The organism is Ruegeria sp. TASC047, assembly GCF_059612445.1.
The window spans coordinates 490,606-513,841 of sequence record NZ_JBXWQP010000019.1; the positions used below are offsets into that span (position 1 = coordinate 490,606).

Annotated in this window: 22 protein-coding genes and 1 tRNA gene; 12 read left to right on the top strand and 11 right to left on the bottom strand. The window is 57.6% G+C overall.

Going from position 1 to position 23,236, the window contains the following annotated elements; all coding sequences use genetic code 11:
• The first annotated feature begins 281 nt into the window (after positions 1-281).
• Entirely contained in the window at positions 282-527 is a 246-nt protein-coding gene (locus AC2FLO_RS04950) for an EF-hand domain-containing protein (RefSeq protein ID WP_209596397.1), read from the top strand.
• A 52-nt stretch (positions 528-579) separates the two neighbouring features.
• On the opposite strand, the gene AC2FLO_RS04955 is transcribed toward AC2FLO_RS04950, so the two are convergent.
• Positions 580-2,124 (bottom strand): trimethylamine methyltransferase family protein, encoded by a 1,545-nt coding sequence (locus AC2FLO_RS04955; RefSeq protein WP_496751653.1) that lies wholly within the window; start codon positions 2,122-2,124, stop codon positions 580-582.
• Between the two features lie 414 nt (positions 2,125-2,538).
• On the opposite strand from AC2FLO_RS04955, the gene AC2FLO_RS04960 reads away from it, so the two are divergent.
• Entirely contained in the window at positions 2,539-3,057 is a 519-nt protein-coding gene (locus tag AC2FLO_RS04960; RefSeq protein ID WP_496751654.1) for an outer membrane protein, read from the top strand.
• Positions 3,058-3,063: 6 nt separating this feature from the next.
• Here the strand turns inward: AC2FLO_RS04960 and AC2FLO_RS04965 are convergent, their stop codons facing one another.
• Entirely contained in the window at positions 3,064-4,248 is a 1,185-nt protein-coding gene (locus AC2FLO_RS04965; protein WP_496751656.1) for a pyridoxal phosphate-dependent aminotransferase, read from the bottom strand.
• Positions 4,249-4,304: 56 nt separating this feature from the next.
• Positions 4,305-4,649 carry an MmcQ/YjbR family DNA-binding protein gene (locus tag AC2FLO_RS04970; RefSeq protein ID WP_480564624.1) on the bottom strand — a complete coding sequence of 115 codons (345 nt, stop codon included), beginning with the start codon at positions 4,647-4,649 and terminating at the stop codon, positions 4,305-4,307.
• A gap of 222 nt (positions 4,650-4,871) precedes the next feature.
• Here AC2FLO_RS04970 and cysS point away from each other — a divergent pair, with 222 nt between their 5' ends.
• Genes cysS through AC2FLO_RS04985 form a run of 3 tightly spaced genes read left to right on the top strand, consistent with a single transcriptional unit; the run spans position 4,872 to position 8,682 of the window.
• Positions 4,872-6,269 (top strand): cysteine--tRNA ligase, encoded by a 1,398-nt coding sequence (gene cysS, locus AC2FLO_RS04975; RefSeq protein ID WP_496751658.1) that lies wholly within the window; start codon positions 4,872-4,874, stop codon positions 6,267-6,269.
• Positions 6,269-7,903, top strand: coding sequence for a citramalate synthase (gene cimA / locus AC2FLO_RS04980; RefSeq protein WP_496751659.1), 1,635 nt, complete (start codon positions 6,269-6,271; stop codon positions 7,901-7,903). Before cysS ends, cimA begins: the two co-directional genes overlap by 1 nt.
• 2 nt (positions 7,904-7,905) lie before the next feature.
• On the top strand, positions 7,906-8,682 hold the full coding sequence (locus tag AC2FLO_RS04985; RefSeq protein WP_496751660.1) for a squalene/phytoene synthase family protein: 777 nt from the start codon (positions 7,906-7,908) through the stop codon (positions 8,680-8,682).
• On the opposite strand, the gene AC2FLO_RS04990 is transcribed toward AC2FLO_RS04985, so the two are convergent.
• Positions 8,683-9,909 carry an MFS transporter gene (locus AC2FLO_RS04990; RefSeq protein WP_496751661.1) on the bottom strand — a complete coding sequence of 409 codons (1,227 nt, stop codon included), beginning with the start codon at positions 9,907-9,909 and terminating at the stop codon, positions 8,683-8,685. It abuts the gene before it with no gap.
• Between the two features lie 97 nt (positions 9,910-10,006).
• Here AC2FLO_RS04990 and AC2FLO_RS04995 point away from each other — a divergent pair, with 97 nt between their 5' ends.
• Together AC2FLO_RS04995 and AC2FLO_RS05000 are read left to right on the top strand one after the other, a co-directional pair.
• Entirely contained in the window at positions 10,007-10,639 is a 633-nt protein-coding gene (locus tag AC2FLO_RS04995; protein ID WP_496751978.1) for a DNA-3-methyladenine glycosylase family protein, read from the top strand.
• On the top strand, positions 10,636-11,301 hold the full coding sequence (locus AC2FLO_RS05000) for an alpha/beta hydrolase (RefSeq protein ID WP_480472927.1): 666 nt from the start codon (positions 10,636-10,638) through the stop codon (positions 11,299-11,301). Before AC2FLO_RS04995 ends, AC2FLO_RS05000 begins: the two co-directional genes overlap by 4 nt.
• A gap of 43 nt (positions 11,302-11,344) precedes the next feature.
• On the opposite strand, the gene AC2FLO_RS05005 is transcribed toward AC2FLO_RS05000, so the two are convergent.
• Together AC2FLO_RS05005 and AC2FLO_RS05010 are read right to left on the bottom strand one after the other, a co-directional pair.
• On the bottom strand, positions 11,345-11,770 hold the full coding sequence (locus AC2FLO_RS05005) for a VOC family protein (RefSeq protein ID WP_496751662.1): 426 nt from the start codon (positions 11,768-11,770) through the stop codon (positions 11,345-11,347).
• A gap of 32 nt (positions 11,771-11,802) precedes the next feature.
• Complete coding sequence (locus AC2FLO_RS05010) at positions 11,803-12,408, bottom strand: rRNA large subunit pseudouridine synthase E (protein WP_496751980.1); 606 nt, start codon at positions 12,406-12,408, stop codon at positions 11,803-11,805.
• Positions 12,409-12,621: 213 nt separating this feature from the next.
• Here AC2FLO_RS05010 and AC2FLO_RS05015 point away from each other — a divergent pair, with 213 nt between their 5' ends.
• Positions 12,622-13,209: an HNH endonuclease gene (locus tag AC2FLO_RS05015; protein ID WP_480485548.1), complete on the top strand. Its 588-nt coding sequence runs from the start codon at positions 12,622-12,624 to the stop codon at positions 13,207-13,209.
• Here the strand turns inward: AC2FLO_RS05015 and AC2FLO_RS05020 are convergent.
• Both AC2FLO_RS05020 and AC2FLO_RS05025 read right to left on the bottom strand, forming a co-directional pair.
• A complete protein-coding gene (locus AC2FLO_RS05020; protein WP_480584452.1) occupies positions 13,206-13,676 on the bottom strand; it encodes a disulfide bond formation protein B in 471 nt (156 codons plus the stop codon). The two genes, AC2FLO_RS05015 and AC2FLO_RS05020, sit on opposite strands and share 4 nt — an antisense overlap.
• A complete protein-coding gene (locus AC2FLO_RS05025) occupies positions 13,673-14,251 on the bottom strand; it encodes a YqaA family protein (RefSeq protein WP_480485552.1) in 579 nt (192 codons plus the stop codon). The genes AC2FLO_RS05020 and AC2FLO_RS05025 overlap by 4 nt, the downstream gene beginning before the upstream one ends.
• A 145-nt stretch (positions 14,252-14,396) precedes the next feature.
• On the opposite strand from AC2FLO_RS05025, the gene AC2FLO_RS05030 reads away from it, so the two are divergent.
• The 4 genes from AC2FLO_RS05030 to AC2FLO_RS05045 all read left to right on the top strand — a co-directional run bounded on the left by AC2FLO_RS05030 (position 14,397) and on the right by AC2FLO_RS05045 (position 19,052).
• A tRNA-Leu gene (locus tag AC2FLO_RS05030) sits at positions 14,397-14,482 on the top strand.
• Positions 14,483-14,944: 462 nt separating this feature from the next.
• Positions 14,945-15,913, top strand: a complete 969-nt coding sequence (locus tag AC2FLO_RS05035; protein WP_496751663.1) for a TAXI family TRAP transporter solute-binding subunit — start codon at positions 14,945-14,947, stop codon at positions 15,911-15,913.
• A gap of 101 nt (positions 15,914-16,014) precedes the next feature.
• Entirely contained in the window at positions 16,015-18,624 is a 2,610-nt protein-coding gene (locus AC2FLO_RS05040; protein ID WP_496751664.1) for a TRAP transporter permease, read from the top strand.
• Positions 18,621-19,052, top strand: coding sequence for a universal stress protein (locus AC2FLO_RS05045; RefSeq protein WP_496751665.1), 432 nt, complete (start codon positions 18,621-18,623; stop codon positions 19,050-19,052). The genes AC2FLO_RS05040 and AC2FLO_RS05045 overlap by 4 nt, the downstream gene beginning before the upstream one ends.
• 58 nt (positions 19,053-19,110) lie before the next feature.
• On the opposite strand, the gene AC2FLO_RS05050 is transcribed toward AC2FLO_RS05045, so the two are convergent.
• The 3 genes from AC2FLO_RS05050 to AC2FLO_RS05060 are packed head-to-tail and all read right to left on the bottom strand — an operon-like array spanning position 19,111 to position 23,199.
• On the bottom strand, positions 19,111-20,151 hold the full coding sequence (locus AC2FLO_RS05050; protein WP_496751666.1) for a lipocalin-like domain-containing protein: 1,041 nt from the start codon (positions 20,149-20,151) through the stop codon (positions 19,111-19,113).
• A complete protein-coding gene (locus tag AC2FLO_RS05055; protein ID WP_496751668.1) occupies positions 20,141-22,555 on the bottom strand; it encodes an FtsX-like permease family protein in 2,415 nt (804 codons plus the stop codon). Before AC2FLO_RS05055 ends, AC2FLO_RS05050 begins: the two co-directional genes overlap by 11 nt.
• Positions 22,552-23,199 carry an ABC transporter ATP-binding protein gene (locus AC2FLO_RS05060; protein WP_496751670.1) on the bottom strand — a complete coding sequence of 216 codons (648 nt, stop codon included), beginning with the start codon at positions 23,197-23,199 and terminating at the stop codon, positions 22,552-22,554. The genes AC2FLO_RS05055 and AC2FLO_RS05060 overlap by 4 nt, the downstream gene beginning before the upstream one ends.
• Between the last annotated feature and the right edge of the window lie 37 nt (positions 23,200-23,236).

The window sequence follows — 23,236 nt, forward strand, 5'->3', positions numbered from 1 at the left end:
AACTGACAGGGGGCTTCGGCCCCCTTTCTTTTTTTACCCACCGAGTCGTCCCGGATAAGCGCCACATTGCCGGATTGAGGTGGTCCTGTCGGGCAAGAGCCGCCGACAACGGTTTCATGGTTTTCTTCAGGCGGTGAACCGCAAACCCGACTCGGGCAAACACGCAAAGATTGGCGTGAAATCACGAAGTTCTACCAAAATGCGTGACGCGCATGGGCGTCCATGTGCTTCTGGGCGCTGTCCGGACGTAAACACAAACACACCTTTCAGGAGGTACTGAAATGAAATCGCATTATTTGATCGGGCTTTCCATGGCCGTTCTGGGCTTGCCCGGCGTTGCTTCGGCCCAATCCTCAGCCGATACCAACGGCGATGGTCTGCTGACCATCGAGGAAATTCAGGCAGTCGTACCGGAAGTCAACGCCGATACCTTCTCGGCCATGGATGCCAATGGTGACGGAGCGTTGGATGCGGACGAGGTCGCGATCGCGCAGGAGGCAGGATTGCTGCCGCCCAGTGACGGGTAGGCATTATATGAACAGGCGGCCCGATCCCTTTCGGGCCGCCTTTTCCATCACCTTAGGCGGGAAGATGGATTTTGAATTTTTTCCGAAGCTCCGCGTCCAGAAGCGGGTCGAACCTTGCAGGGGAAGGGGTGGAAAGGATTTCCTCTTTCCTTGCCACGGCTTTTTCCACCAGATCGGGCTTGCCAAGCTCAACCCACTCTTTCGGCGAGGAGCGATCTCCGAATGTCGGATAGACGTAATCTGACTGCATCCGGCTCAGCGTTGCGTCAGTCCCCAGATAGTGGCCTGGGCCGCCCATGCAGACCGCCGCCATTTGATCCAGTGCCAGCGTGTCATCCGTCACTTCGATTCCACGTACACAGCGTTGCGCCTGTCCGATCAGATCGTCGCTGAGGATCAGGCTTTCCAGGCAGAACCCCAGCAACGAGGCATGCATCCCGGCCGCCTCATATACCATGTTCAGACCGGACAGACCTGCCATGACATTCGAACACATCTGTTCCCAGCCGGCCTGCATATCGGGCAGTTTCGAATCCGATGCGCCAGCCGCAGCACCGCCCGGCAAGTCATAGAATCGGTGCATCTGGGCACATCCGGCAGTCAGAAGGGCCTGTTCCCCTGAACCAATCGACATGGCACCGGTCCGCAGGTCCAGACCAAATGGCCAGGTGCCAAAAATCGCCGGAGCACCGGGACTTACGGCATTAACATAAACCAATCCCGCAAGGCATTCCGCCGTTGCTTGTGTGATCGCACCGGCGATGGTCGACGGCGCTGTAGCTCCGGCCATACCAGCAGATAGCAGCAAGACTGGCATTTCGGCCTTGATGCACGCTTCCATCACTTCGCAGCTTTCTGTCGCGAATTTCATTGGAGGAACAACAAAGCAGTTCGAGTTGGAGACGAAGGGTCGCTCGCGAAATTTGTCTTCACCGCCCGCAATCATGTAGATCATCTCCATCGCCGGAGCGACGTGGCTTGGCTCGGTGAAAGATGTTCCGACGTGTTTGAAGGACCCCGAACAGCAGGCGTAAATCGTGTTGAGGTCCATTTCGAGGTTGTCGGCGATGTCACGACAGACCATTGGCCGTTGCACAAAGTGAATGTTATCAAGCTGTTGGCAGATACGTGCGGCATCGTGCAGATCTTGCACGGTGGAATGGCGATATTCCCGACCGTGCACGTCAACCATGGACACGGCGGCTCCGGCCGTACCGTAGTGCACTTTGGTGCCGGACAATTCCAGATCGGTGTTTCCATCCCGGCTGTACAAAGTGACCGAGCGGTTCGCCTTTGCAATCGTGTCCTCGACAAGGGCACGCGGGAAACGGATACGGCCATCGTCGCCCAAGATGCAGCCTGCACCGACCAGATAGTCAATGCCACTTTGCGGGGCGTCCGCCAGGCCAATGGTTTCAAGCGCGGTCAGTGCTGCTTCGTGGATACGTTCGATCTGCGCCTGTGTCAGTACATTCAGGACGCCGCCTTCCATTCCGGGGCGGACAGGTCGCAGGTGCTCGGGCAGTGCGGTTGCACGGGCAGCACGGCGCGCGGCACGGCCGCCACTGCGCGATGAATTGCGGGGTTGGTCGTTCATTTCAAGAATCCGGTCGTTGAGTGATGTCTTAAGGTGTCAGCAAGCACACCTTTACGGCCGTCCTCGTGCGGCACGGCCGCGATCTGCCCCAATGGTGCGGCTGATCAGGCTGATTTTCCAGTCGTCGTCTGCCATTTTGCCCCTCAACGTCTTGCGCGACCATTCCAAAACGCGGCGACACAATCTGTTCTATTTGCGACCTTTGAAAATTATTCACATGGACAATTCTCACGGCTTTTGGGGTCAGAGAACCAAACGCCGAGATTTTCACCCGTTTTGGAAGAAATCTGTTATACTGCATTCACTTACTTCCAAGGTCTGCTGAGCGGAGTTGAATTATGACCAGCAGGTCTCAGATTGAATTGAAGTCATGCCTCTGATCGAAACCAGAGCGGTGTTGCATTGAGCCCGACTATGAACCCTTTTTCCGTCCTTGTTGTTGCGATATTGATCGCCGGAGCTAGCCCGGTTGCGGCTGAGGATTGGACTGGCGGGTATGCAGGGTTCAGTTTTGGATTTGCAGATGCCGACGGTCCGGGCGGTGCGAATGGCGATGATACGGCCTTTGGTGCGCATCTGGGCTATGATCAGGACTTTGGGAATTTCGTTCTGGGCGGTGAGTTGGAATATAACCGGCTGTCCCTGAACCTTGGCCAGTCTCAGGGCAGTCTCGACAGCATGACCAGCTTGAAACTGCGTGGCGGATATGATTTTGGAAACGCTCTGGGATACGTGGTCGTAGGCGCGGCGCGGGCTGATACGTCGGTCGACAGTGACACGGCAGCGGTTTACGGAATCGGATTGGCCTATCCGATTGGCGAGAATTTCATCATCAGCGGTGAAGCGCTGCGGCAGAATTTCGACGATGTCACCCGATCCAGCGGCAGTCTGGACACCAATGTTTTCAACCTGCGTACGACATTTCGGTTTTGAATGCGGCTATTCATCCGCGTGTCGCTTGGCGAGCTGCGCTGAAAACGCGCACAGGGTTCTCAAGGCACTGACAAATTTCTCATCATCCACGGTCATGGCAACCCGAATGTGACCCGCTGCGGCTTTGCCAAAGCTTTCGCCCGGCATGACGGCAATCGCATGAGTGTCCAGCAGGGCGTTCGCAAACCCTTCGCCCGTCAGCCCGGTCGCCCGTATATCCAGCATCAGATACATAGAACCCTGCGCTGGGACGAGCCCCACTGTGTTCTGTGCCGCCAATATGTCCATCGCCAATGAACGGCGGCGACGGAATGGCGCGGCGATCTTGTTTTCAAGTTCGTGTCCTGCGGTCAGTGCAAAGCTGGCCGCGTCCTGAATGAACCCCGGAACGCCATAAGTTGTATGAGTAGCCAGATCTATCAGGTGGCGGATCACGTATTCCGGACCAACGATCCACCCGCATCGGGACCCGGTCATGGCATGAGATTTCGACATTGATCCAACCACCAAGGTACGGTCGGCCATTCCGGGCAGCGCGCGGGCAGATAGGTGCTCGCCCTCCCAGATCTGGGTGTCATAGACTTCGTCTGATATCAGCCACAGGTCACGGCGTTGGCAAACATCGGCAATGGCTTCAAGTGACTGACGGGAATACACCACTCCGGTCGGGTTGTTCGGCGTGTTGATCAACAGCGAAACCGCGCCTTCCGCCGCTGCATCAATCAAATCTGCGCGCGGTTGAAATGCATCTTCTACGGTGGTTCGAACAGCGCGGGCAATGGCCCCGGCACCGCGAATCGTTCCGGGGTAGGTGGCATAATACGGGGCCAGATACAGTCCGGTGTCGCCGGGATCGCACACAGCCATATGCGCGGCGAAAAGGGCGGACTGCCCACCGGGCGTGATCAGTACATTGTGACGCGTCGTTGGGATACCTGTGCGGGACTGAACCCGGGCAGCAACCGTATCGCGCAGCAAATCTGTTCCGGGCACCGTGGCATAACCAGTGTGACCGTTGCGGGCCGACAGGTCCATAGCGTGCAGGATCGACGGGTCGGTACGAACGTCATGCTCGCCGATTGTCAATTCTGTCACGGCATGCCCATCATTCAGCATCCGTCGGGCCCGATTGAACACCTCCCACCCGTCGCTGCCGCCGGTGATCTGCGTGATGCGCTTGGACAATTCCATGACAAGGGCCTCGGTTACTCTGCGCTGAATGGGACAGAGCGGCAGGCGTTTGTCAATCAGCTTCGCGGCGCTATCGAGGCCTGAAGTTTTTTGGTCAATGATGCGCGGACAAGGTCATAGGACACAGTCAAACGATGGCGCATTTCGTCTGCACCGGTGTCGAACGGAAGACGCACCCAGCTGCGGTGGAAATAGGGGGCTTTTATGCCGATCCCGGTGTCTATCAGCATCTGCGCCGTTTCGATATCGGGCGTTTTTACGGAAACACCGTCATTTGCGATCCCGATACAGGCGAACATTTTGCCACCAATTTTCCAGGCGTCATGGCCACCGCCCCAGGGATCGGACAGTTCAGCGCCGGGCAGCGTTTTGCAGATGGAATTGACGAAATCTCGGTCCATGTTCGGCACTGTGCCGAACGGGGATGGCAAACTCAACACTTGGCTTGGGAATGATCCCATGCTAACCGATGTCCCATGAACCCGGTGACCTGCATCATTATTATCTGCTGCATTACCTGCTGATTTATCAAGCGGGCCGGTTTCTTTCGTTTTCATCCCTGAGACAAGTTGCTAAGCCCGCGCCAACGCGCAAGCCTTTGCTGTTTCTTAGGAGCCCGACCGATGACGACGATCAAGCTGCACAACACGCGGACGCGGACGAAGGAAGATTTCGTTCCGATCGACCCTGAAAATGTGCGGATGTATGTCTGCGGTCCGACCGTCTACGACCGCGCGCATCTTGGCAACGCCCGCCCGGTGGTGGTGTTTGACGTGCTGTATCGCCTGCTGCGCCACGTCTATGGCGCGGATCACGTGACTTACGTGCGCAATTTCACCGACGTGGATGACAAGATCAACGCCACGGCACTGGCCCGCAAACAGGCTGGTGTAGAAGGCACGCTTGAGCAATTGGTGCAGCAACGGTCCGATGAAACCATCGGCTGGTATCTGCATGATATGGGTGCTTTGGGCGCGTTGGAACCGAACGAGATGCCACGCGCGACCCAGTATATCTCCCAGATGATCGCGATGATCGAAGACCTGATCGCCAAGAGTCATGCCTATGCCACCGAAGGCCATGTTCTGTTCGCGGTGGATAGCTGGAAAGAAAGCTACGGCAAGTTGTCGGGGCGCTCGGTGGATGACATGATCGCTGGCGCGCGGGTCGAGGTCGCGCCATACAAGAAGAACCCGATGGATTTTGTCTTGTGGAAGCCTTCGACCGACGACCTGCCGGGTTGGGACAGCCCATGGGGCCGGGGACGTCCGGGCTGGCACATCGAATGCTCGGCCATGAGCTATGAACTGCTGGGCGAGAGTTTTGACATTCACGGGGGCGGCAACGACCTGATGTTCCCGCACCACGAAAACGAGATCGCCCAGAGCAAATGCGCACACCCGCACGGTGAATTCGCGCGGGTCTGGCTGCATAACGAGATGTTGCAGGTCGAAGGTAAGAAAATGTCCAAATCGCTGGGCAATTTCTTTACCGTGCACGATTTGCTGGAGCAGGGCGTGCCGGGCGAAGTGATCCGGTTCGTCTTTCTGCAGACGCATTATCGCAAGCCGATGGACTGGACCGAAAAAAAGGCCCACGAGGCAGAGGCGACGCTGCGCAAGTGGCGGGTGCTGACAGCGAGCATCGAGCCCGCAGCCAGCGCGGCACCTGAAGTCATCGCAGCACTAAGTGACGATCTGAATACGGCAGGTGCCATGAGCGAGCTTTATCGTCTGGCTTCAGGCGGTGACGCCGCAGGCCTGTTGGCAAGTGCGCAACTGCTGGGTTTGCTTTTGCCTGAAATGGGCGACTGGGCTGATACCGCATCTGTCGACCTGACCGCCCATGCAGATCGTTTGGCGAAGGCACGAGCCACCGCAATGCAAAGCAAGGACTTCTCGGAAGTTGACCGCTTGAAGGCAGCTTATCTTGCGGCAGGGCTTGAAGTCCGGATGAGCAAGGACAGTGTTGAGCTGGTGCCCGGCGCCGGTTTTGATGCCGCCAAGCTGGAGGAGGTCTGATGACCAAGGAACGCCTCTACCTTTACGACACGACCCTGCGCGATGGGCAGCAAACGCAGGGCGTGCAATTCTCGACGGCAGAAAAAGTGCAGATCGCGCAGGCTCTGGACACTTTGGGCGTGGATTACATAGAAGGCGGTTGGCCCGGCGCCAATCCGACCGATAGCGCGTTTTTCGAGGTGGCCCCAAAGACCTCGGCCCGGTTGACGGCGTTCGGCATGACCAAACGCGCAGGACGCTCAGCCGAGAATGACGATGTGCTGGCAGCCGTGATGAATGCGGGAACGCAGGCTGTTTGTCTGGTCGGCAAGTCGCATGACTATCACGTCACCCACGCGCTTGGCATTTCAATGGAAGAAAACACGGAAAACGTGCGCGCCTCGGTCGCGCATATCGTCGCGCAGGGGCGTGAAGCGCTGTTTGATGCGGAACATTTCTTTGATGGCTACAAGGACAATCCGGAATATGCCGTGGAGGTTTGTCGCGCAGCGCTTGAGGCTGGCACACGGTGGGTTGTTCTGTGTGACACCAATGGTGGAGCTTTGCCTTCCGAGGTTGGGCGGATTGTATCCGAGGTGATCGCAGCAGGGCTGCCCGGTGATCGGCTGGGCATTCACACCCATAACGATACCGAAAATGCCGTTGCCTGTTCCCTGGCTGCTGTTGAGGCCGGTGCACGGCAAATTCAGGGCACATTGAATGGTTTGGGCGAACGTTGCGGCAATGCGAACCTGACCGCTTTGATTCCGACGCTGTTGCTGAAGGAACCCTATGCGTCGCAGTTTGATATTGGCGTCAGCCGTGAGGCTTTGTCTGGTTTGACCCGCATCAGCCGGATGCTGGATGATGTTCTGAACAGAGTGCCCAGCAAGCAGGCGGCTTATGTCGGGGCGTCGGCTTTTGCGCATAAGGCCGGGCTGCATGCCAGCGCGATCCTCAAGGACCCATCGACATATGAGCATGTGGACCCCGCAAGCGTCGGGAACGCCCGCATCATTCCGATGTCGAACCAAGCTGGTCAGTCAAACCTGCGCAAGCGTTTGACCGAGGCCGGTTTACGTGTTGAAGAAGGTGACCCCGCACTTGGCCGCATCCTTGACCAGATAAAGGCACGCGAGGCGGATGGATATTCCTATGACACCGCTCAGGCCAGTTTTGAACTGCTGGCGCGGGAAGAGCTGGGTCAATTGCCTGAGTTCTTCGAGGTCAAGCGTTACAAAGTCACCGTTGAACGGCGTAAGAACAAATACAACAAGATGGTCAGCCTGTCCGAGGCCGTTGTTGTCGTAAAAGTGGATGGCGAAAAGAAGCTGTCTGTCAGCGAATCCATGGACGAGTCAGGCAGCGACAGGGGGCCGGTGAACGCCCTAGCCAAAGCCTTGGCCAAGGATCTGGGACAGTATTCACAGGTGCTGTCAGATATGCGTCTGGTCGACTTCAAGGTGCGGATTACGCAAGGCGGCACCGAAGCGGTCACGCGTGTCATCATCGACAGCGAAGACGGGCAGGGGCGGCGTTGGTCCACTGTGGGCGTCAGCGCGAATATAGTCGATGCGTCTTTCGAGGCGCTTCTGGATGCGATTCAGTGGAAACTGGTGCGCGATTGTGATCCGAAAAAGGCGGCAGCCGAGTGAGCGTGGTCTTTGACCAAGACGTCAAAGCCTGCGCGGCACTTGTGCAACGGGCTGATCCAGATCGATTCCGCGCAGCGATGGCTGCACCGGTGGCAGACCGTGCAGTCCTGTTCCCGATTTACGCGCTGAACGTCGAAGTTGCCCGCGCGCCCTGGGTGACGCAAGAGCCAATGATTGCCGAGATGCGGCTGCAATGGTGGCGTGACGCGCTACAGGAAATCGCCGAAGGGGAGACCGTACGGCGGCACGAGGTGGTAACACCCCTGTCACGGGTTCTTTCGCCTCATCTGGCTGGTGTTTTGGATGAATATGTGGCCGTAAGGCGTTGGGATATATATCGTGATCCGTTTGAGGATCAGGATCACTTTGACGCCTACATTAATCACAGCGCGGGCTCATTTGTTGTTGCATCAGCCCAGGCGCTGGGGGTGGCCGATGAAACTGTGTTGCGTGACTTTGGATATGCGGTTGGGGTGGCGAACTGGCTCAGGGCTATTCCTGAACTGGAAAAACGCGGGCGGATACCGCTTTTGGACGGTACCCTTGAAGGGGTGCGTGCCTTGGCTGGAACCGCCTTGAATCGTCTGCACAACGCCAGATCGCATCGGGCTGATATTTCGGTTGAGGCACGGCCGGCATTATATTCCGGGTGGTTGGCCGAACGGATTTTGAAGCAAGCCATAGCCCGACCTGAGCGTGTTGCCTCCGGTGATCTTGTATCGGGAGAAATACAGCAACGGCTGTCCTTGATGTGGTCTGTGGGCAGCGGGCGCTGGTGATCAGGCCCGTTCCGGGTCGGCCGGCCGCAGAACCAGCCACAACAGAGCCCCGCCTGCTAGTGTCAGCAATGGGATCATTGCAAGGTTGACTGCTGTCCACCCTTCGACCGGGGAACCGCCCGAGCAGTTCATCAATCCACCCGAAGCCAGCGAGGCCATAGTCACTCCGCCAAACACCAGCAGGTCGTTGAGGCCCTGCATCCGACCGCGTTCCTGCGGTTCATGCGACGCGGCCAGCATCGTGGTCGCGCCGATAAAGCCAAAGTTCCACCCAACACCAAGAAGAATGAGGGCAACGAAAAAGTTCCCCAATTCCACGCCCTGCAGGGCGACCAGACCAGCGGCTGCAAGAATCGCCAGACCCAGCGCCACAATCCTCTCGATACCAAACCGGGCGATCAAGTGACCGGTGAAGAAACTGGGCACATACATGGCAAGCACGTGGCTGGTGACGATATCCGCCGCGTCATTGGCCGAGTAACCACAACCAACCACGGCCAACGGCGTCGAGGTCATCACGAGATTCATCAGCGCGTAAGATACCATGGCACATATGATGGCCACAGCGATGCGGGGTGTTTTCAACAACTCCAGTCGCGACCGCCCCTTGGGTTCGGTGCCGGTGGGTTTTGCAGGTGTTGGAATATCAAGGAAGAAGAATAGGGCGGACCCCAGAACATTGATCCCAATAACAGCCAGATAGGTGCCCAGAAACGGGATGACGTAGGCTTCGGACGTGAGCTTTACGATCTGCGGGCCAATGATGGCAGCTGCCAATCCACCAGCCATGACATAGGAAATCGCTTTGGGGCGGAACTCGTCCGATGCGGTGTCCGCTGCGGCGAACCGGTAGAATCCGTGGGCGCTCATGTAGATGCCTGTTAACAGGCTGCCTACAAGGAAGACGGGGAAAGAGCCAAGAAACAGGCCATAGGCCCCGATCAGCCCGCCCAACGCACCGGATGTCGCGCCAACAAGGAACCCGACCCGACGCCCCCATTTTTGCATGATGGCCGAGATCGGCGTGGCTGCCAGCATCGATCCCAGAACAATCAGCGAAATGGGCAATGTTGCCAGGCAGGGATTAGTCGCCAGCGACTGACCTGCCAGCCCTCCGACGATGAACATCATTGGCATCTGCGCGCCCAGAATGGCCTGCGCCGCCACCAAGACAGTAACGTTGCGTTTGGCCTGACGGTCATCGGGAAGGGTCGGGATCATGGTCATGGCGGAATGGTTATCGGCTAAGGGTTTGCGGCACAAGCCGGTTGCATCTGCGGCACATGCGCCTAACGTGCCAGTGACAACCGAGCAGGGAGACCACATGCCCGTTGGCCGCATCATCGAAACGCCGGATTGTGTGGCGGAAGGGGCCAACTGGCTGGCCCAGAGCTGTCCGCGCATGGCCTATGCAATAGAACAGACTGGCCCATTGCCCTTGCGTCGCCGTCCCGACGGGTTCGCGCAGTTGCTGAGTGCCATTGTCAGCCAACAGGTCAGCGTGGCTTCGGCCAATGCAATATGGCAACGCTTGCAAGATGCCAAGTTGACGGGTCCGCGAAAGATCATGTGGGCAACGGATGACGATCTGCGGGCCGTAGGGTTAAGCCGTCAGAAGGTCCGCTATGCAAAGGCTCTGGCAGAAGCGCGTATAGATTACAAAGCGTTACGTGATGCTCCTGATGCAGAAGTTGTGGCCACGTTGACGCAGGTGTCTGGCATCGGCGTCTGGACTGCGGAGATATACGCCATGTTCTCGCTTGGTCGCGCTGATGTGATCGCACCTGGTGATCTGGCACTGCAAGAGGCCGCGCGCATCCTTTATGACCTGCCCAACCGCCCAACAGATAAAGAACTGCGCAAGATGGCCGAGGCCTGGTCGCCCTGGCGCTCGGTTGCGGCGCGGGTGCTGTGGGCCTATTACCGGGTTGCAAAGCAAAGAGAAGGGATCAGATGACACGGGTTTTGAATGCGCTCCGGAAAGAGCCTGTTTCGGGCGACACGCGCTCGGTTGTGGTGTTCGTACATGGCTATGGCGCAAACGGTGCCGATCTGCTGGGTTTGGCTGACCCGCTGGGTGAACATCTGCCCGACACATTGTTCGTGGCCCCGGACGCGCCCGAGCAGATCCCTGGAATGCCCAATGGTTTTCAGTGGTTTCCGATTCCCTGGATTGACGGGTCGTCCGAAGAAGAGGCGCGCAGGGGCATGGAAATGGCGGTCGAGGATTTCAACGCCTTTCTGGATGCTCTGATGGTGGATGAAGATGTTCTGCCCGAACAGGTTGTCCTGTTTGGCTTCAGCCAGGGCACGATGATGAGCCTGTATGTCGCGCCCCGCCGCGAAGACCCCGTGGCCGGAATTGTCGCTTTCTCAGGCCGTTTGCTAGAGGCGGACCTTCTGGCAGACGAAACCGTCAGCCGGATGCCGGTATTGCTGGTGCATGGCGATGCCGACGACGTCGTCCCGCCGCAATCCTTGCCCGAAGCGGCAGAGGCCCTGCAATCCGCCGGTTTCAAAGAGGTCTATGCCCATGTCATGAAGGGCACCGGGCACGGAATCGCCCCGGACGGGCTGAGTGTGGCTCTGGCCTTCATGCGCGACAAGCTGAGCCTTTAGCCAGTAAGGTCAGTTCAGCGGAACACGGTCGTTTTGTATTGGTTCAAGACCAAAGATGGGCTTCCGCAAATTCGACTGAGTTTCCGGCCGGGTCGCGCACGTACAAGGAACGTGCGCCTCCGGGCCAGTCAAAATCTGCATCTACGGGGACATTCCAGTCCAGAAGGTGCTTGCGCATTACCGCGATTTCATCTCGGGTCAGTACAAGACACACGTGTCCTGCACCACGGGCGCCGTGGGGCGGAACAGGCATGCCCGGGTTGAGGGGCGGCTGTTCCGTCTTTTCGGGATTAAAGATCAACAGGACCGATCCGCCAATTCGGTAAAACACGTGGCGGTCGGCGACACGCTGAATGCGTTCCAGGCCCAGTACTTCGCCGTAAAACTGTTCCGCTGCGTCCAGATCATCGACATAAAGCGACGCTTCCAGAATCGCCGAAGGGGCCGGTATTCCGGGAGTTAGTTTCATGACTCGAGTTTAGCAGATCAGGGCAGGGTATGTCACCGGCGCGGTCGACGGTCGCGTTTTCGTTGCGGTGTGGAGTTCAGGGACGGCATGGGCAGGCTGTCCCACTGGCCCGGTTCCAGATCGTCCAGTGTCCAGTCACCGATGCGGCAGCGGATCAGGCGCAGGGTTGGCAGGCCCACGGCGGCCGTCATTCGACGCACCTGACGGTTTTTGCCCTCGCGTATGGACAGTTCTATCCAACTGTCTGGAACAGTCTCGCGTTCGCGGATTGGTGGGGTTCGGGGCCACAGGTCGTCCGGCTCGTCGATCTGCCGCACCTTCGCCGGACGGGTCAGGCCGTCTTTCAACTCGATGCCGTTTCGCAGCGCTTTCAGGGCGGTTTCGTCCGGGATTCCTTCGACCTGAACCCAATAGGTTTTTGCCATCTTGTGCTTGGGGTCCGAGATCTGCGCCTGTAACTTGCCGTGGTCAGTCAATAGCATCAAACCTTCGCTGTCACGGTCCAGTCGACCGGCAGGATAAACCCCGGGCAGATCGATGAAATCGGACAGTGTACTGCGCGGAGTATCCGCATTGTCGCGGTCGGTGAACTGCGGCAGCACATCGTAAGGTTTGTTGAAGCGAATGAACCAGGACATGACGTGCGCATACCCTGAAGAGTGCACCCCGCGCAAGCTGTGGATAACTGTCATGTGCCTGTTACGGAGTTGCACTACCCAGTTTGCGACATATTGTGGAAAATCAGGGCTTGTCAGAGTATTAACACGATATATAGTTATTTTAAGGCCGGGGCGGGTGTTCCCCGCTCTGATGTCAAAAACGGGCAGAGCAGAGCGAGGAGCGATTCTGATATGGACGGAGACTTCAGGACCGAATTTGTCAGGGAGCCAGGTGCATTGAAGCATCATCCGGCATTGGTTTTGAACGCCGATTATCGCCCCCTGTCTTATTACCCGTTGTCCCTGTGGCCCTGGCAAGAGGCGATCAAGGCCGCCTGGCTGGATCGGGTCGACATCGTGGCCGAATACGACGAAGTGGTTCGCAGCCCGAGTACGCAGATCCGAATACCTTCGGTCGTTGTATTGAAAGACTATGTAAAACCCAGAAAGCGCGTGGCCTTCACGCGCTTTAATTTATTTCTGAGGGACGAGTTCCGATGCCAGTATTGTGGCAGTCGCGGTGATCTGACCTTTGATCATGTGGTGCCACGCGCCGCTGGCGGGGTGACCAGTTGGCAGAACGTTGTGGCGGCTTGCAGCCCGTGCAACCTGCGCAAAGGGTCGAAATCACTGCGTCAGGCAGGAATGAACCTGCGTAAGCCGCCCCGCCAGCCTGACGCCGAAGCACTGCGCAATGTTGGTCGGAAATTCCCCCCCAATCACTTGCACGAAAGCTGGATCGATTTTCTGTATTGGGATGCGGAACTGGACGAATTCTAGGCCCGGCCTGACCGCCACGCCACGAGCCAGATCAACACCAGAACAGCCGAGGCAATGGCATTCCACCCAGCCATCGAGATGTTGAACAATTCCCACGGGATATCGTCGCAGCGAACCAAAGGCGCAGACATAATCTGATCGAACAGATCGTCATTCGACATCCCACTGATGCTGCCGGATGTGCAACTGGTCGGACCTTCCCACCACCCTTGCTCAACGCCAGCGTGATAGAACCCGATGCCCGAAGTGGCGGCGGCGGCCATTGCGCCACAGAGGGGCAGGAAACTTAGCCTTGGTAAGGCCAACGCCAAAACGCCAATCGCGATTGCGACCCCATGCGGGTAGCGCTGCCAGATACACATTTTACACGGGGCAAGGCCGCCCAGATGCTGAAAGCCAAAAGCTGCCAGCAGAAGGGCCAGGGACCCAAGACTTGCCAGTGCGATAAGTTGTGAACGTCTCGTCATAGGTATTTCACCACCAGGAAGCCGCCAAACAACAGGATGATGAACAAGGTGAACATCAGCCCCAGGCGTTTTTCGATAAACTCACGGATCGGCTCGCCAAAGCCCCAAAGCAGGGCCGCAACAAGAAAGAACCTGAGCGCGCGTGCCAGTATCGACGTTGCGATGAATGTTCCAAGCGGCATTCCTGTCCAGCCGGACATAATGGTGATGACCTTGTACGGGAAAGGCGTCACACCGGCGGCCAGAACCGCCCAGAACCCGAAATCGTTGAAGCGGGTGTTGAATTCTTCCATCGCATGAGCCTTGCCCATGGATTCAAGAATGGGCTGCCCCAGACTTTCATAGAAAAACGCACCAATCGCGTAGCCCAGCATCCCGCCCAGAACCGAAGCCACCAGGGCAACAGATGCAATCAGCCAAGCGCGCGAGGGGCGTGCAAGGATCATCGGAATCATCAGAACGTCGGGGGGGATTGGAAAGAACGAGCTTTCGACAAAAGCCACTACGGCCAGCGCCCACAGCGCATGAGGGTGTTCCGCCAGACGAATTGTCCAGTCATAAAGCGATCGCAACATTAAGCACTCAAATCCCGTTCTCGACCCGGGAAAGCCAAACCACGCACCTGACGGCCCGTCAACCATCGCAGTGGAAACAAATGGATTATTGGATGATTTTTGCCTCTGGACCTTCCCTCGGATGGGCGCTAATCCAGTGTCCGTGGCCCAAGTGGCGGAATGGTAGACGCAGGGGATTCAAAATCCCCCGGTAGTGATACCGTGCCGGTTCGAGTCCGGCCTTGGGTACCAAAGTAAAAACAGGGAGTTAGGGGAACCTGCTTCCTGTTTTTTCTTTTCGGGCCACTTGCGTGTTCGCACACTTAATTCTTACTTTTCGATCTGGTCTGGTTCCTTTCAGTCCTCTGGTATCAACTTCTCCCTGCGAAATGGCACCATATACGACCCGCTGTTGAACCGACCTGAACAAATTTGGGAGCAAAGATCAGGAAGACCGATCTGGCGGGTATTCCTGTGTGCCAGAGGGGAAAATTCGAAATTTGCGCTCATATATGCGGATTGATGCGAGTCAGGCTGGCGCTGGCCTTGACATTGAAAGTATCTGAATGAACCCTCAAAGGGGTTGGGAGAAACTGGAAAATTCAACAGGTTGCACCTGCTGTAAGGCGGGCCGATCATCGTTATCGGCACAGTTTTATGGGCAGATGATCGATTTGAATTCCAACTGCCAGACAAAAATGTGGGAGTATTGAAATGAGAAACAGCAGCAAATTGAGCCTCGGCGCGTTTGTAACCGCAGCCATGTTGGCTCCGGCGGCCTATGCCGAAGAGTTCATTACAATCGGTACCGGCGGCGTGACCGGTGTTTACTATCCGACAGGTGGCGCGATCTGCCGTCTGGTGAACAAAGGCCGGAAAGAACACGGTGTCCGCTGCTCGGTCGAATCGACCGGTGGCTCGGTCTACAACATCAACACAATTCGCGAAGGCGAGCTGGAATTCGGTGTTGCCCAGTCCGACTGGCAATATCACGCGTATAACGGCACCTCGAAATTTGAAGAGGCGGGTCCTTTCGAAAATCTGCGCGCCGTCTTCTCGGTCCACCCCGAGCCCTTTACCGTTGTGGCCCGCGCCGATGCAGGCATCACAAACTTTGAAGACCTGAAAGGCAAGCGCGTGAACATCGGGAACCCCGGTTCCGGTCAGCGCGGCACCATGGAAGTTCTTCTGGGCGAAATGGGCTGGACCACCGATGATTTCGAACTGGCGACAGAGCTGAAAGCGGCTGAACAATCGGCTGCCCTGTGCGACAACCAGATCGATGCTATGGTTTATACCGTTGGTCACCCGTCTGGTTCGATCCAGGAAGCCACCACAGCCTGTGACTCGGTTCTGGTGAATGTCAGCGGTGAAGCCGTGGACAAGCTGGTCAACGACAATTCGTTCTACCGTACTGCAACCATCCCCGGTGGCATGTACCGTGGTTCTGACGGCGACACCCAGACATTTGGCGTAGGTGCGACTTTTGTGACTTCGGCAGATGTGTCGGACGAAGCGGTATATGCGGTGGTCAGCTCGGTCTTTGAAAACTTCGAAGACTTCAAAAAACTGCACCCGGCGTTTGCCAACCTCAAGCCCGAAGAAATGATCGCGGACGGCCTGTCGGCGCCGCTGCATCCGGGGGCCGAGAAGTATTACAAAGAAAAAGGCTGGATTCAGTAAACCAGACCTGAAGCAGGGCGCTTTTTAGGGCGCCCTGCACAACGCCTGTACCAAGCAGGTGAGTTAGAAGGTCAAAAATGGCCGCGACGGGGAGACATTTGATGAATTCCGACACTCAATCCAATCGTCCGCTTTCCGAAGAAGAGCTTCAGGATCTGGTCGCATCATCCGACGCGGGCGGGCGTAATCCGGTCGGGAATGTAGGTGTCTTCCTGGCGATTGTAGCCGCGATCTGGTCGATTTTTCAGGTTATCCTGGCGTCGCCGCTCGCGAACTACGTGTTGCCGGGCAGCGTAGTAAACAATGCGCGGCAATTCCATCTTGCCTTCGCTCTGTTTCTGGCCTTTGCAGCTTATCCGGCACTAAAGTCCAGCCCGCGCGGCTATATTCCGGTTCAGGATTGGATCATGGGCTTGGTCGGTGCGTTCGTCGCGCTGTATGGCTATTTTTTCTATGACAAGATCGTAAATGCGGGCGGTTTGGCCGACGATACGGACAAATGGGTCGCGTTGCTTGGCTTGGTGCTACTGTTCGAGGCCGCGCGACGCGCGCTTGGCCCGGCCATGGCAATTATCGCGACGATCTTTTTGGCCTATGTCTTCTTTGGCGCATCTGAATGGGTGCCGGAAGTTATCCGCTGGAAAGGTGCGAGTCTCAAAAAGGCGATGAGCCATATGTGGATCACGTCTGAAGGCGTGTTTGGCATCGCATTGGGCGTTTCCACGAAGTTTGTGTTCCTGTTCGTGCTGTTTGGCGCGTTACTCGATAAGGCCGGGGCAGGGAACTATTTCATCAAGATGGCCTTTGGTGCGCTCGGGCATCTGCGCGGTGGTCCGGCAAAGGCGGCCGTTGTTGGTTCTGCCGCAACCGGCCTGATCTCGGGCTCGTCGATTGCCAACGTTGTGACGACCGGAACATTTACCATTCCGTTGATGAAGCGTGTGGGCTTTAGCAGTGAACAGGCCGGATCGGTCGAAGTGGCCTCATCGGTCAACGGTCAGATCATGCCACCTGTGATGGGCGCGGCTGCCTTCCTGATGGTGGAATATGTGGGCATCTCATATGTCGAGGTGATCACCCACGCCTTCCTCCCTGCGGCGATTTCTTACATCGCGCTGGTCTATATCGTGCATTTGGAAGCTGTGAAGCGAAACATGCCGACTTTGGGCGACCGTGACGTGCATCTGGCGCGAACCGTTGTGGGTATGTTGGCTTTCTTTCTGGTGTTTGCAGGGCTTTGTTACGGCTCGCAATTCCCGGTCGATGCTGTAACAAGCTGGGTACCGTCTGCGGCAGGCCTGGTGCTGAGCTTGATCGTGTGCGCGGTTTATGTCGGATTGCTCTATCTGGCCGCTCAGGTGCCGGACCTTGAGCCGGACGACCCGAATGCAAAAGAGGTCACGCTTCCTGTTATCGCTGATATTTATAAGGCAGGTTTGCATTACCTGCTGCCGATCATCGTTCTGGTTTACTTCCTGATGATCGAACAGAAATCGCCGGGACTGTCGGCGTTCTGGGCGACCGCTTTGCTGTTCGTAATCCTGCTGACGCAGAAACCGCTCAAGGCTCTTTTCCGGGGGCAGAGCAATCTCAAGAACACCTTTGTCGATGGCGTCGCTGACCTGTGGCAGGGGTTGATTGATGGTGCACGGAACATGATCGGTATCGCGCTGGCAACTGCCACTGCGGGCGTGATCGTCGGCACAGTGACTTTGACGGGTGTTGGGCAAGTAATGGCTGACCTGGTCGAGTTCCTTTCAGGCGGCAATCTTATCCTTATGCTGGTTATGGTTGGGCTGCTCAGCCTGATTCTGGGCATGGGTCTGCCGACCACGGCGAATTATATCGTTGTCAGCTCGTTGATGGCCGGGGTCGTCGTTGAACTGGGCGCGCAAAGCGGGCTGATTGTACCGTTGATCGCTGTGCACCTGTTTGTGTTTTACTTCGGGATTATGGCCGATGTTACACCGCCTGTTGGGCTTGCAAGCTTCGCGGCGGCTGCTGTGTCGGGCGGTGATGCGATCAAAACCGGTTTCACGGCGTTCTTCTACAGCCTGCGCACCGTGGCACTGCCTTTTGTGTTCATCTTCAACACTGATCTTCTTTTGATCGACGTTACATGGCTTGAAGGGATCACGGTGGCCGTTTTCGCGACCATAGCGATTCTGGTCTTCACGGCAGGTACGATGGGGTATTTCCTGACCCGCAGCCGTATCTATGAAAGTGTCGCGCTCGTTCTGGTGGCATTTGCCCTGTTCCGACCGGACTATTTCATGGATCGTATCTCGCCTCCGTTCAAATCGGTTGAACCCGCTGCATTTGAAGAGACCATTGGTCAGACACGGCCGGGAACAGATGTCCGCTTGGTCGTCGCGGGCCCCGATTTCGATACGCTCGAGATGGTGGATACAACCGTTGTTGTCACTGTGGGCGACGAGGAAGGCGGTGCTGCACGGATTGAGTCGATGGGCTTGCTGCTGGTTCCCGAGGACGGGCTGGTCAAGCTTGACGAGCCGCTGTTTGGCACGCCAGTGGCCGACGATCTGGGCATCTTCGACTACTATGGCGATGAACCCGTACGCCTGGCCTCGGTCAGCTTACCTTCCGAACAGCTGCCCAAGCAGCTGGTGTACATCCCAGCGATGATCCTCTTGGGACTTATCGCGTTCCTGCAACGCGGCCGTGCCGCCAGACAAGGGGTGCCCGCATGACACGTTATGTTCTGTGTGCCATTGATATCAGCAATGGCGAGATTGATGCTCCGGTCCTGCAAAAAGCCGCCGCTTTGGCGGATATGGAAGGGGCACAGTTGGATGTTGTGACTGTGTTGCCCGATTTCGGGGAAAGCTGGGTGTCCGGGTTCTTTGAATCCGATTTTCACGACAAGGCTTTGGCCGAGGCGCAGGCCAAACTGACGGCGCTGTGTATTTCGGCATTGGGGGCCGAGCGCAATGAAAGCATCCGCCATGTCGTTGCGACAGGCACAGCCTATCAGGAGATTCTGAAAACCGCCGAAAGCGCCGGTTCCGATCTTATTGTGATCGGCGCGCATAAGCCGGATTTTAAGGACTACCTGCTTGGTCCGAATGCCGCGCGTGTTGTGCGGCATTCCAACGTCTCGGTGTATGTCGTTCGCTGACTGATTTGTCAGCGCGCAAAAGATCGCGTCGCCGGTCGTGAACAAATATCGGTTGGGTTCAGTAGCCTGTCATCTCAAGATAGCCAACGCCTTCATGGCTGCCGGTTACGGTGACAGGACCTTCCCAGTATTCGAAACTGGTACCCATCCACGCATCAGGTGTCAGGGCTGAGACCTGAATATCTATGCCCCGGTCCACAAGATCGACTTGCCAGTGTGTCGGGATGTCACGCCCGGCAACCTCGTTGGTACTCAGCGGCAAAAGGCTGATTGATCCGTTGGGGATGGCCTCAGTACTGCCGTCTGAATTGACCCAGGTGGCCGAGGTGAAGTCGCCTCGATCCCCGCGCAGTCGAAAAGCCATCAACTTATCGCCGCCCTCAAAACTGAGCGAGAACCAATCCCAACCCCTCTGATCTGCCGCCAAGGGTTGTGAGGACCATTCCCGATCCAGCCAGCCCTGACCGGTTACACGGACTTCGCTATCCGGCAAATGCAGCACGCCTTCGGCTGAATAGAAGGGCTGCGAGTAATAGTAACTTGCCTGCCCATCAGAAGATTTGACCGAATAGCCCGCGTCGCCGTGACGAACCAATGGCCCTTGCGCAGTCAGCGAAAGGTCATAGCCGAAGTCTTCACCATTTGCCGTCAGCGACAGGCTGTCCAAATCCGATCCGGCCATGCGCCATTCATCAATCCAGGCCTCAAACGGTTGTGCAGTTACACCGGCCTGCCCAATCCCCCCGCGTGATAATCGCTCGGTAAAAAAATGAGCCTTGGGGGTCGTAACAGCAGCATGACCCATCCAAAGTTGCGGGCTTTGCCACCCGTCGCTGTCATAGGGCTTCAGGGCAGATCGGAACAGGGTCCATTGAATGCCATAGTCCTGGCCGTCGTCCCCTTGGAGATTGGCCGTCAGATACCACCATTCGATGCGGTAGGCCGGGTGGGGGCCATGGTCCCTTGGGAAATCAAACTCATACCCGGCTACTGGCACGTCAAAGCCTTCGGCCGACCCGCCGAGACCTGCGTAGCCCTGCGCCCAAAGCGGTATCGGGTAGAGCCACATAAGAAGGAACAGGAGGATCCTAACGTTCATTGGCGAACACTCTCAGCAGATCGGCGGGTGGCAGGCGCAGCATCCGTAGCGCGGGCAGGGCGGCGGCAAGCAGGGCAGCAAGAAGGGTCAGTAGAAACAGCCACAGCCAATCCCAGGGGAAGACGAACATCGGCAGGCGCCAACCAAAAGCCTGAACGTTGATCACCGTCAGCAGAACCCATGCCAGAACAAGCCCAAGTGGCAACGCCAGACAGGCGGTCAATGCCGCCAGCAATAAGCTGCGCAACAGTTCCAGCCCTGCAAGTTGCGCCCTGTTCAGCCCCAGCGCCCAGACCGGTGCGATCTGTGGCAGGCGCTGGGTCCACAGGGTCAGCAGACTGGTGAGAATGGCAAATCCCGCCACGCCGAGGGTCAGCACATTCAAGGCCGAGGTCACGACAAAAGTCTTCTCAAATATCGACAGCGACTGCGCCTTCATTGCAGCTTGCTGTACGACAGCCTGACGTGGAAGGTTGAACCGTTCCCTCAAGGTTTGCGCCATTTCGGTTGCGTTTTCGGGGTTTAGACGAATGCCAAAGCGGCGGGCCTCCGTACCCGGAGCGATCTGGTTCAGTTGGTCCATCGAGACGATGGCTTGCCCGGTAGGATTCCCATAATCCGAATAGACCCCGGCGATGGTCAGGATGTGGTCCGGCGATAAGGCCAAAGCACCGCCGGGCCAGAGATCGGCACGCCGGGCCAGTTGCTCGTTGATCAGAACCGCACGCCCGGCCATGACGTCATCCCATGCATTCGGGCTTGAGGTGATCACTGGCCAGTTCTGCCGATAGACCGGATCGTCCACGACACCGTAAAGAAACAGAGGCCCCGTTTCGTGCGACAATTCCATATTTCGGATTGGCAGAATAGCTTCGACCTGAGGGCGCAGCCAGTCGGTAATCTCCTGCCCCTGATCGTCGTCGCTGGCTGTCAGGTAGAGTTCTGACGTCAGGCGCTGGTCAAGCCACCCGACGAATGTCAGCCGGAAGCTGGACACCATCGTGCCTACGCCGACATTCGCTGCCAAAGCCAGCAACAGGGCCATCAGGGCAAGTGACAATCCGGGCAGTTGTGCCCGCATATCTGCCCAGACCCATTGGGCAACAGGCCCCCGCGCTGCGCGGGCGCAGAATGAAAGCTTTACAGACAAAAGCGCAGGCAGCATCAGCGCCGCACCGGTCAGCAAGCCAGCCAACAGGGCAAACCCGGCCATCAGCCCCCCGAAACTGGCATAAGCCAAACCGCCACCCAGGATCATGACCAATCCCAATGCCGCTGCAAGATCGCGAGCACGGGGGTCGCCCCGCCACGCTTGAACACCCGGACTTGTCAGCAGGGGCATACGCGACAGGCGCCACAATGCGTGGCCGCTGGCTAGCAATGTGCCAAAGACTGCCATGGCGATCCCAGCCAAAACCCATTCCAGTTGCAGCGTCAGTTGCCCTGTTACTGGTGCGCCGTAAAGGCCACGCAACGTGGCCGCGACATCGGGCAGAAGTGCTCCGGCCAGAAAGAAGCCCAAAAGCAACCCGACGAGCCCACCGATCAAGGCCAGAAATGTCAGCTCGGCAAGGATCAGCCAGACCAGTAATCGCATCGAGATACCCAGTGCCCGCAGCGTGCGGATAATGCCCCTGCGTTGGGCAAATGCCAGCCCGACTGTGCCGTTCACGATAAAAAGGCCGACCGCGAAGGACAGCAATCCAAAGGCTGACAGGTTCAGGTGGAAACTGTCGGTCAGTCGAGCAGTGTCGATCTTTTGTGAGGGGCTGATGCGTTCCAGCTCTGGCGCGATCGCGGTCAGGGGCTGAAGCCCGCGGGGTTGATCAGGCAGGATAATGAGCCGCGAGATTGCACCGGGCTGATTCAGAAGACGTTCGGCAACGCCGATATCCGTCAGGATCACATCTGGCGGTAGTGCAGAGGTACTGAGAACCGGGGGCAGAGTATCGTGACCGCGCAACAAGTGCTCCAACTCTGTCGAAACCAGCAGGCGGCCCGGAGCAGTCAATATGTCCGCCGGGGCGGGCGGCGCACCGCTTTGCTGGGCCTCGGCAATTGCGGGCAGCGCGGGATAGGCCACCATATCCACGCCCATCAAACGCAACGTACGTCCAGCGACCCGATAAGGGCCTTCCAGTACGGCGGCCACCTGCCATCCCGCGCGACGCAGATCGACATAGCGGGACATGGGGATGAAACCGGCTGGATCTCGCAACTCGTCAAACTGCCCAAGTGCCAACTGGGCGTTGGCACGGGAATAGCTGGCGCGGGCTTCGGCATTGATGGCCTGAACAGCGGACCAGAGACCAGTTGCCAGGGCGATACCGATTAGCAGTGTTGCCAGTTGCAACCGATGCACCCGCCAATGGGACAGCAGGGCCTGGACGACGGCCAATGTCATTGGATGCACCCGCCGCTCAGCCGTAGGTGCGTGTCCAGACGGGCCGCGATCTGCGGGGAATGCGTCACCAGTAGTAAAGCCGCGCCAGTATCAGAAACAAGTGACAGCATCAGGTCCAGCACTTTGGCGCTGGCGGTTTCGTCAAGATTGCCCGTCGGCTCGTCCGCCAGCAACAGTTTCGGGCGCGCTGCCATGGCGCGTCCGATGGCCACTCGCTGCTGCTGTCCGCCCGACAAGCTTTCGGGGTAACGGTCCAGCAGATCCAAAAGCCCAAGCCGTTCGGCCAATTGCCCGGACCATTGGGCATCTTCGGTACCTGCAAGGCGGGCATGAAAGGACAGGTTTTGCCTCACGGTCAGCGATGGGATCAGGTTGAACTGCTGGAACACCAGCGAAACCTTACTGCGCCGCAACCCGGCCCGCCCGGCATCGTCCAACGGGGACAGTGGCGTGCCATCCAGCGTGATCTCGCCCCCGTCGAAATCGTCCAGGGCGGCTGCCAGGTTCAACAAGGTGCTTTTTCCACTGCCGCTTTCACCGGTCAGTGCAAGTGTTTGTCCCTGATCCAGTGTCAGAGACACATCGCGCAGAACGGGCCGCCCGCCGGGATAAGTCTTTTGAACTCGGTCGATGATCAACAGCATGAAGCGCCCTTTTTCCACAGGATGTGCGTCGGACTTC

Bases quoted from the DNA above. Each gene is read 5' to 3' on its own strand.
- AC2FLO_RS04950 (WP_209596397.1), top strand. From the start codon at position 282: ATGAAATCGCATTATTTGATCGGGCTTTCCATGGCCGTTCTGGGCTTG.
- AC2FLO_RS04955 (WP_496751653.1), bottom strand. From the start codon at position 2,124: ATGAACGACCAACCCCGCAATTCATCGCGCAGTGGCGGCCGTGCCGCG.
- AC2FLO_RS04960 (WP_496751654.1), top strand. From the start codon at position 2,539: ATGAACCCTTTTTCCGTCCTTGTTGTTGCGATATTGATCGCCGGAGCT.
- AC2FLO_RS04965 (WP_496751656.1), bottom strand. From the start codon at position 4,248: ATGGAATTGTCCAAGCGCATCACGCAGATCACCGGCGGCAGCGACGGG.
- AC2FLO_RS04970 (WP_480564624.1), bottom strand. From the start codon at position 4,649: ATGGACCGAGATTTCGTCAATTCCATCTGCAAAACGCTGCCCGGCGCT.
- cysS (WP_496751658.1), top strand. From the start codon at position 4,872: ATGACGACGATCAAGCTGCACAACACGCGGACGCGGACGAAGGAAGAT.
- cimA (WP_496751659.1), top strand. From the start codon at position 6,269: ATGACCAAGGAACGCCTCTACCTTTACGACACGACCCTGCGCGATGGG.
- AC2FLO_RS04990 (WP_496751661.1), bottom strand. From the start codon at position 9,909: ATGACCATGATCCCGACCCTTCCCGATGACCGTCAGGCCAAACGCAAC.
- AC2FLO_RS04995 (WP_496751978.1), top strand. From the start codon at position 10,007: ATGCCCGTTGGCCGCATCATCGAAACGCCGGATTGTGTGGCGGAAGGG.
- AC2FLO_RS05000 (WP_480472927.1), top strand. From the start codon at position 10,636: ATGACACGGGTTTTGAATGCGCTCCGGAAAGAGCCTGTTTCGGGCGAC.
- AC2FLO_RS05005 (WP_496751662.1), bottom strand. From the start codon at position 11,770: ATGAAACTAACTCCCGGAATACCGGCCCCTTCGGCGATTCTGGAAGCG.
- AC2FLO_RS05010 (WP_496751980.1), bottom strand. From the start codon at position 12,408: ATGTCCTGGTTCATTCGCTTCAACAAACCTTACGATGTGCTGCCGCAG.
- AC2FLO_RS05015 (WP_480485548.1), top strand. From the start codon at position 12,622: ATGGACGGAGACTTCAGGACCGAATTTGTCAGGGAGCCAGGTGCATTG.
- AC2FLO_RS05020 (WP_480584452.1), bottom strand. From the start codon at position 13,676: ATGACGAGACGTTCACAACTTATCGCACTGGCAAGTCTTGGGTCCCTG.
- AC2FLO_RS05025 (WP_480485552.1), bottom strand. From the start codon at position 14,251: ATGTTGCGATCGCTTTATGACTGGACAATTCGTCTGGCGGAACACCCT.
- AC2FLO_RS05035 (WP_496751663.1), top strand. From the start codon at position 14,945: ATGAGAAACAGCAGCAAATTGAGCCTCGGCGCGTTTGTAACCGCAGCC.
- AC2FLO_RS05040 (WP_496751664.1), top strand. From the start codon at position 16,015: ATGAATTCCGACACTCAATCCAATCGTCCGCTTTCCGAAGAAGAGCTT.
- AC2FLO_RS05045 (WP_496751665.1), top strand. From the start codon at position 18,621: ATGACACGTTATGTTCTGTGTGCCATTGATATCAGCAATGGCGAGATT.
- AC2FLO_RS05050 (WP_496751666.1), bottom strand. From the start codon at position 20,151: ATGAACGTTAGGATCCTCCTGTTCCTTCTTATGTGGCTCTACCCGATA.
- AC2FLO_RS05055 (WP_496751668.1), bottom strand. From the start codon at position 22,555: ATGACATTGGCCGTCGTCCAGGCCCTGCTGTCCCATTGGCGGGTGCAT.
- AC2FLO_RS05060 (WP_496751670.1), bottom strand. From the start codon at position 23,199: ATGCTGTTGATCATCGACCGAGTTCAAAAGACTTATCCCGGCGGGCGG.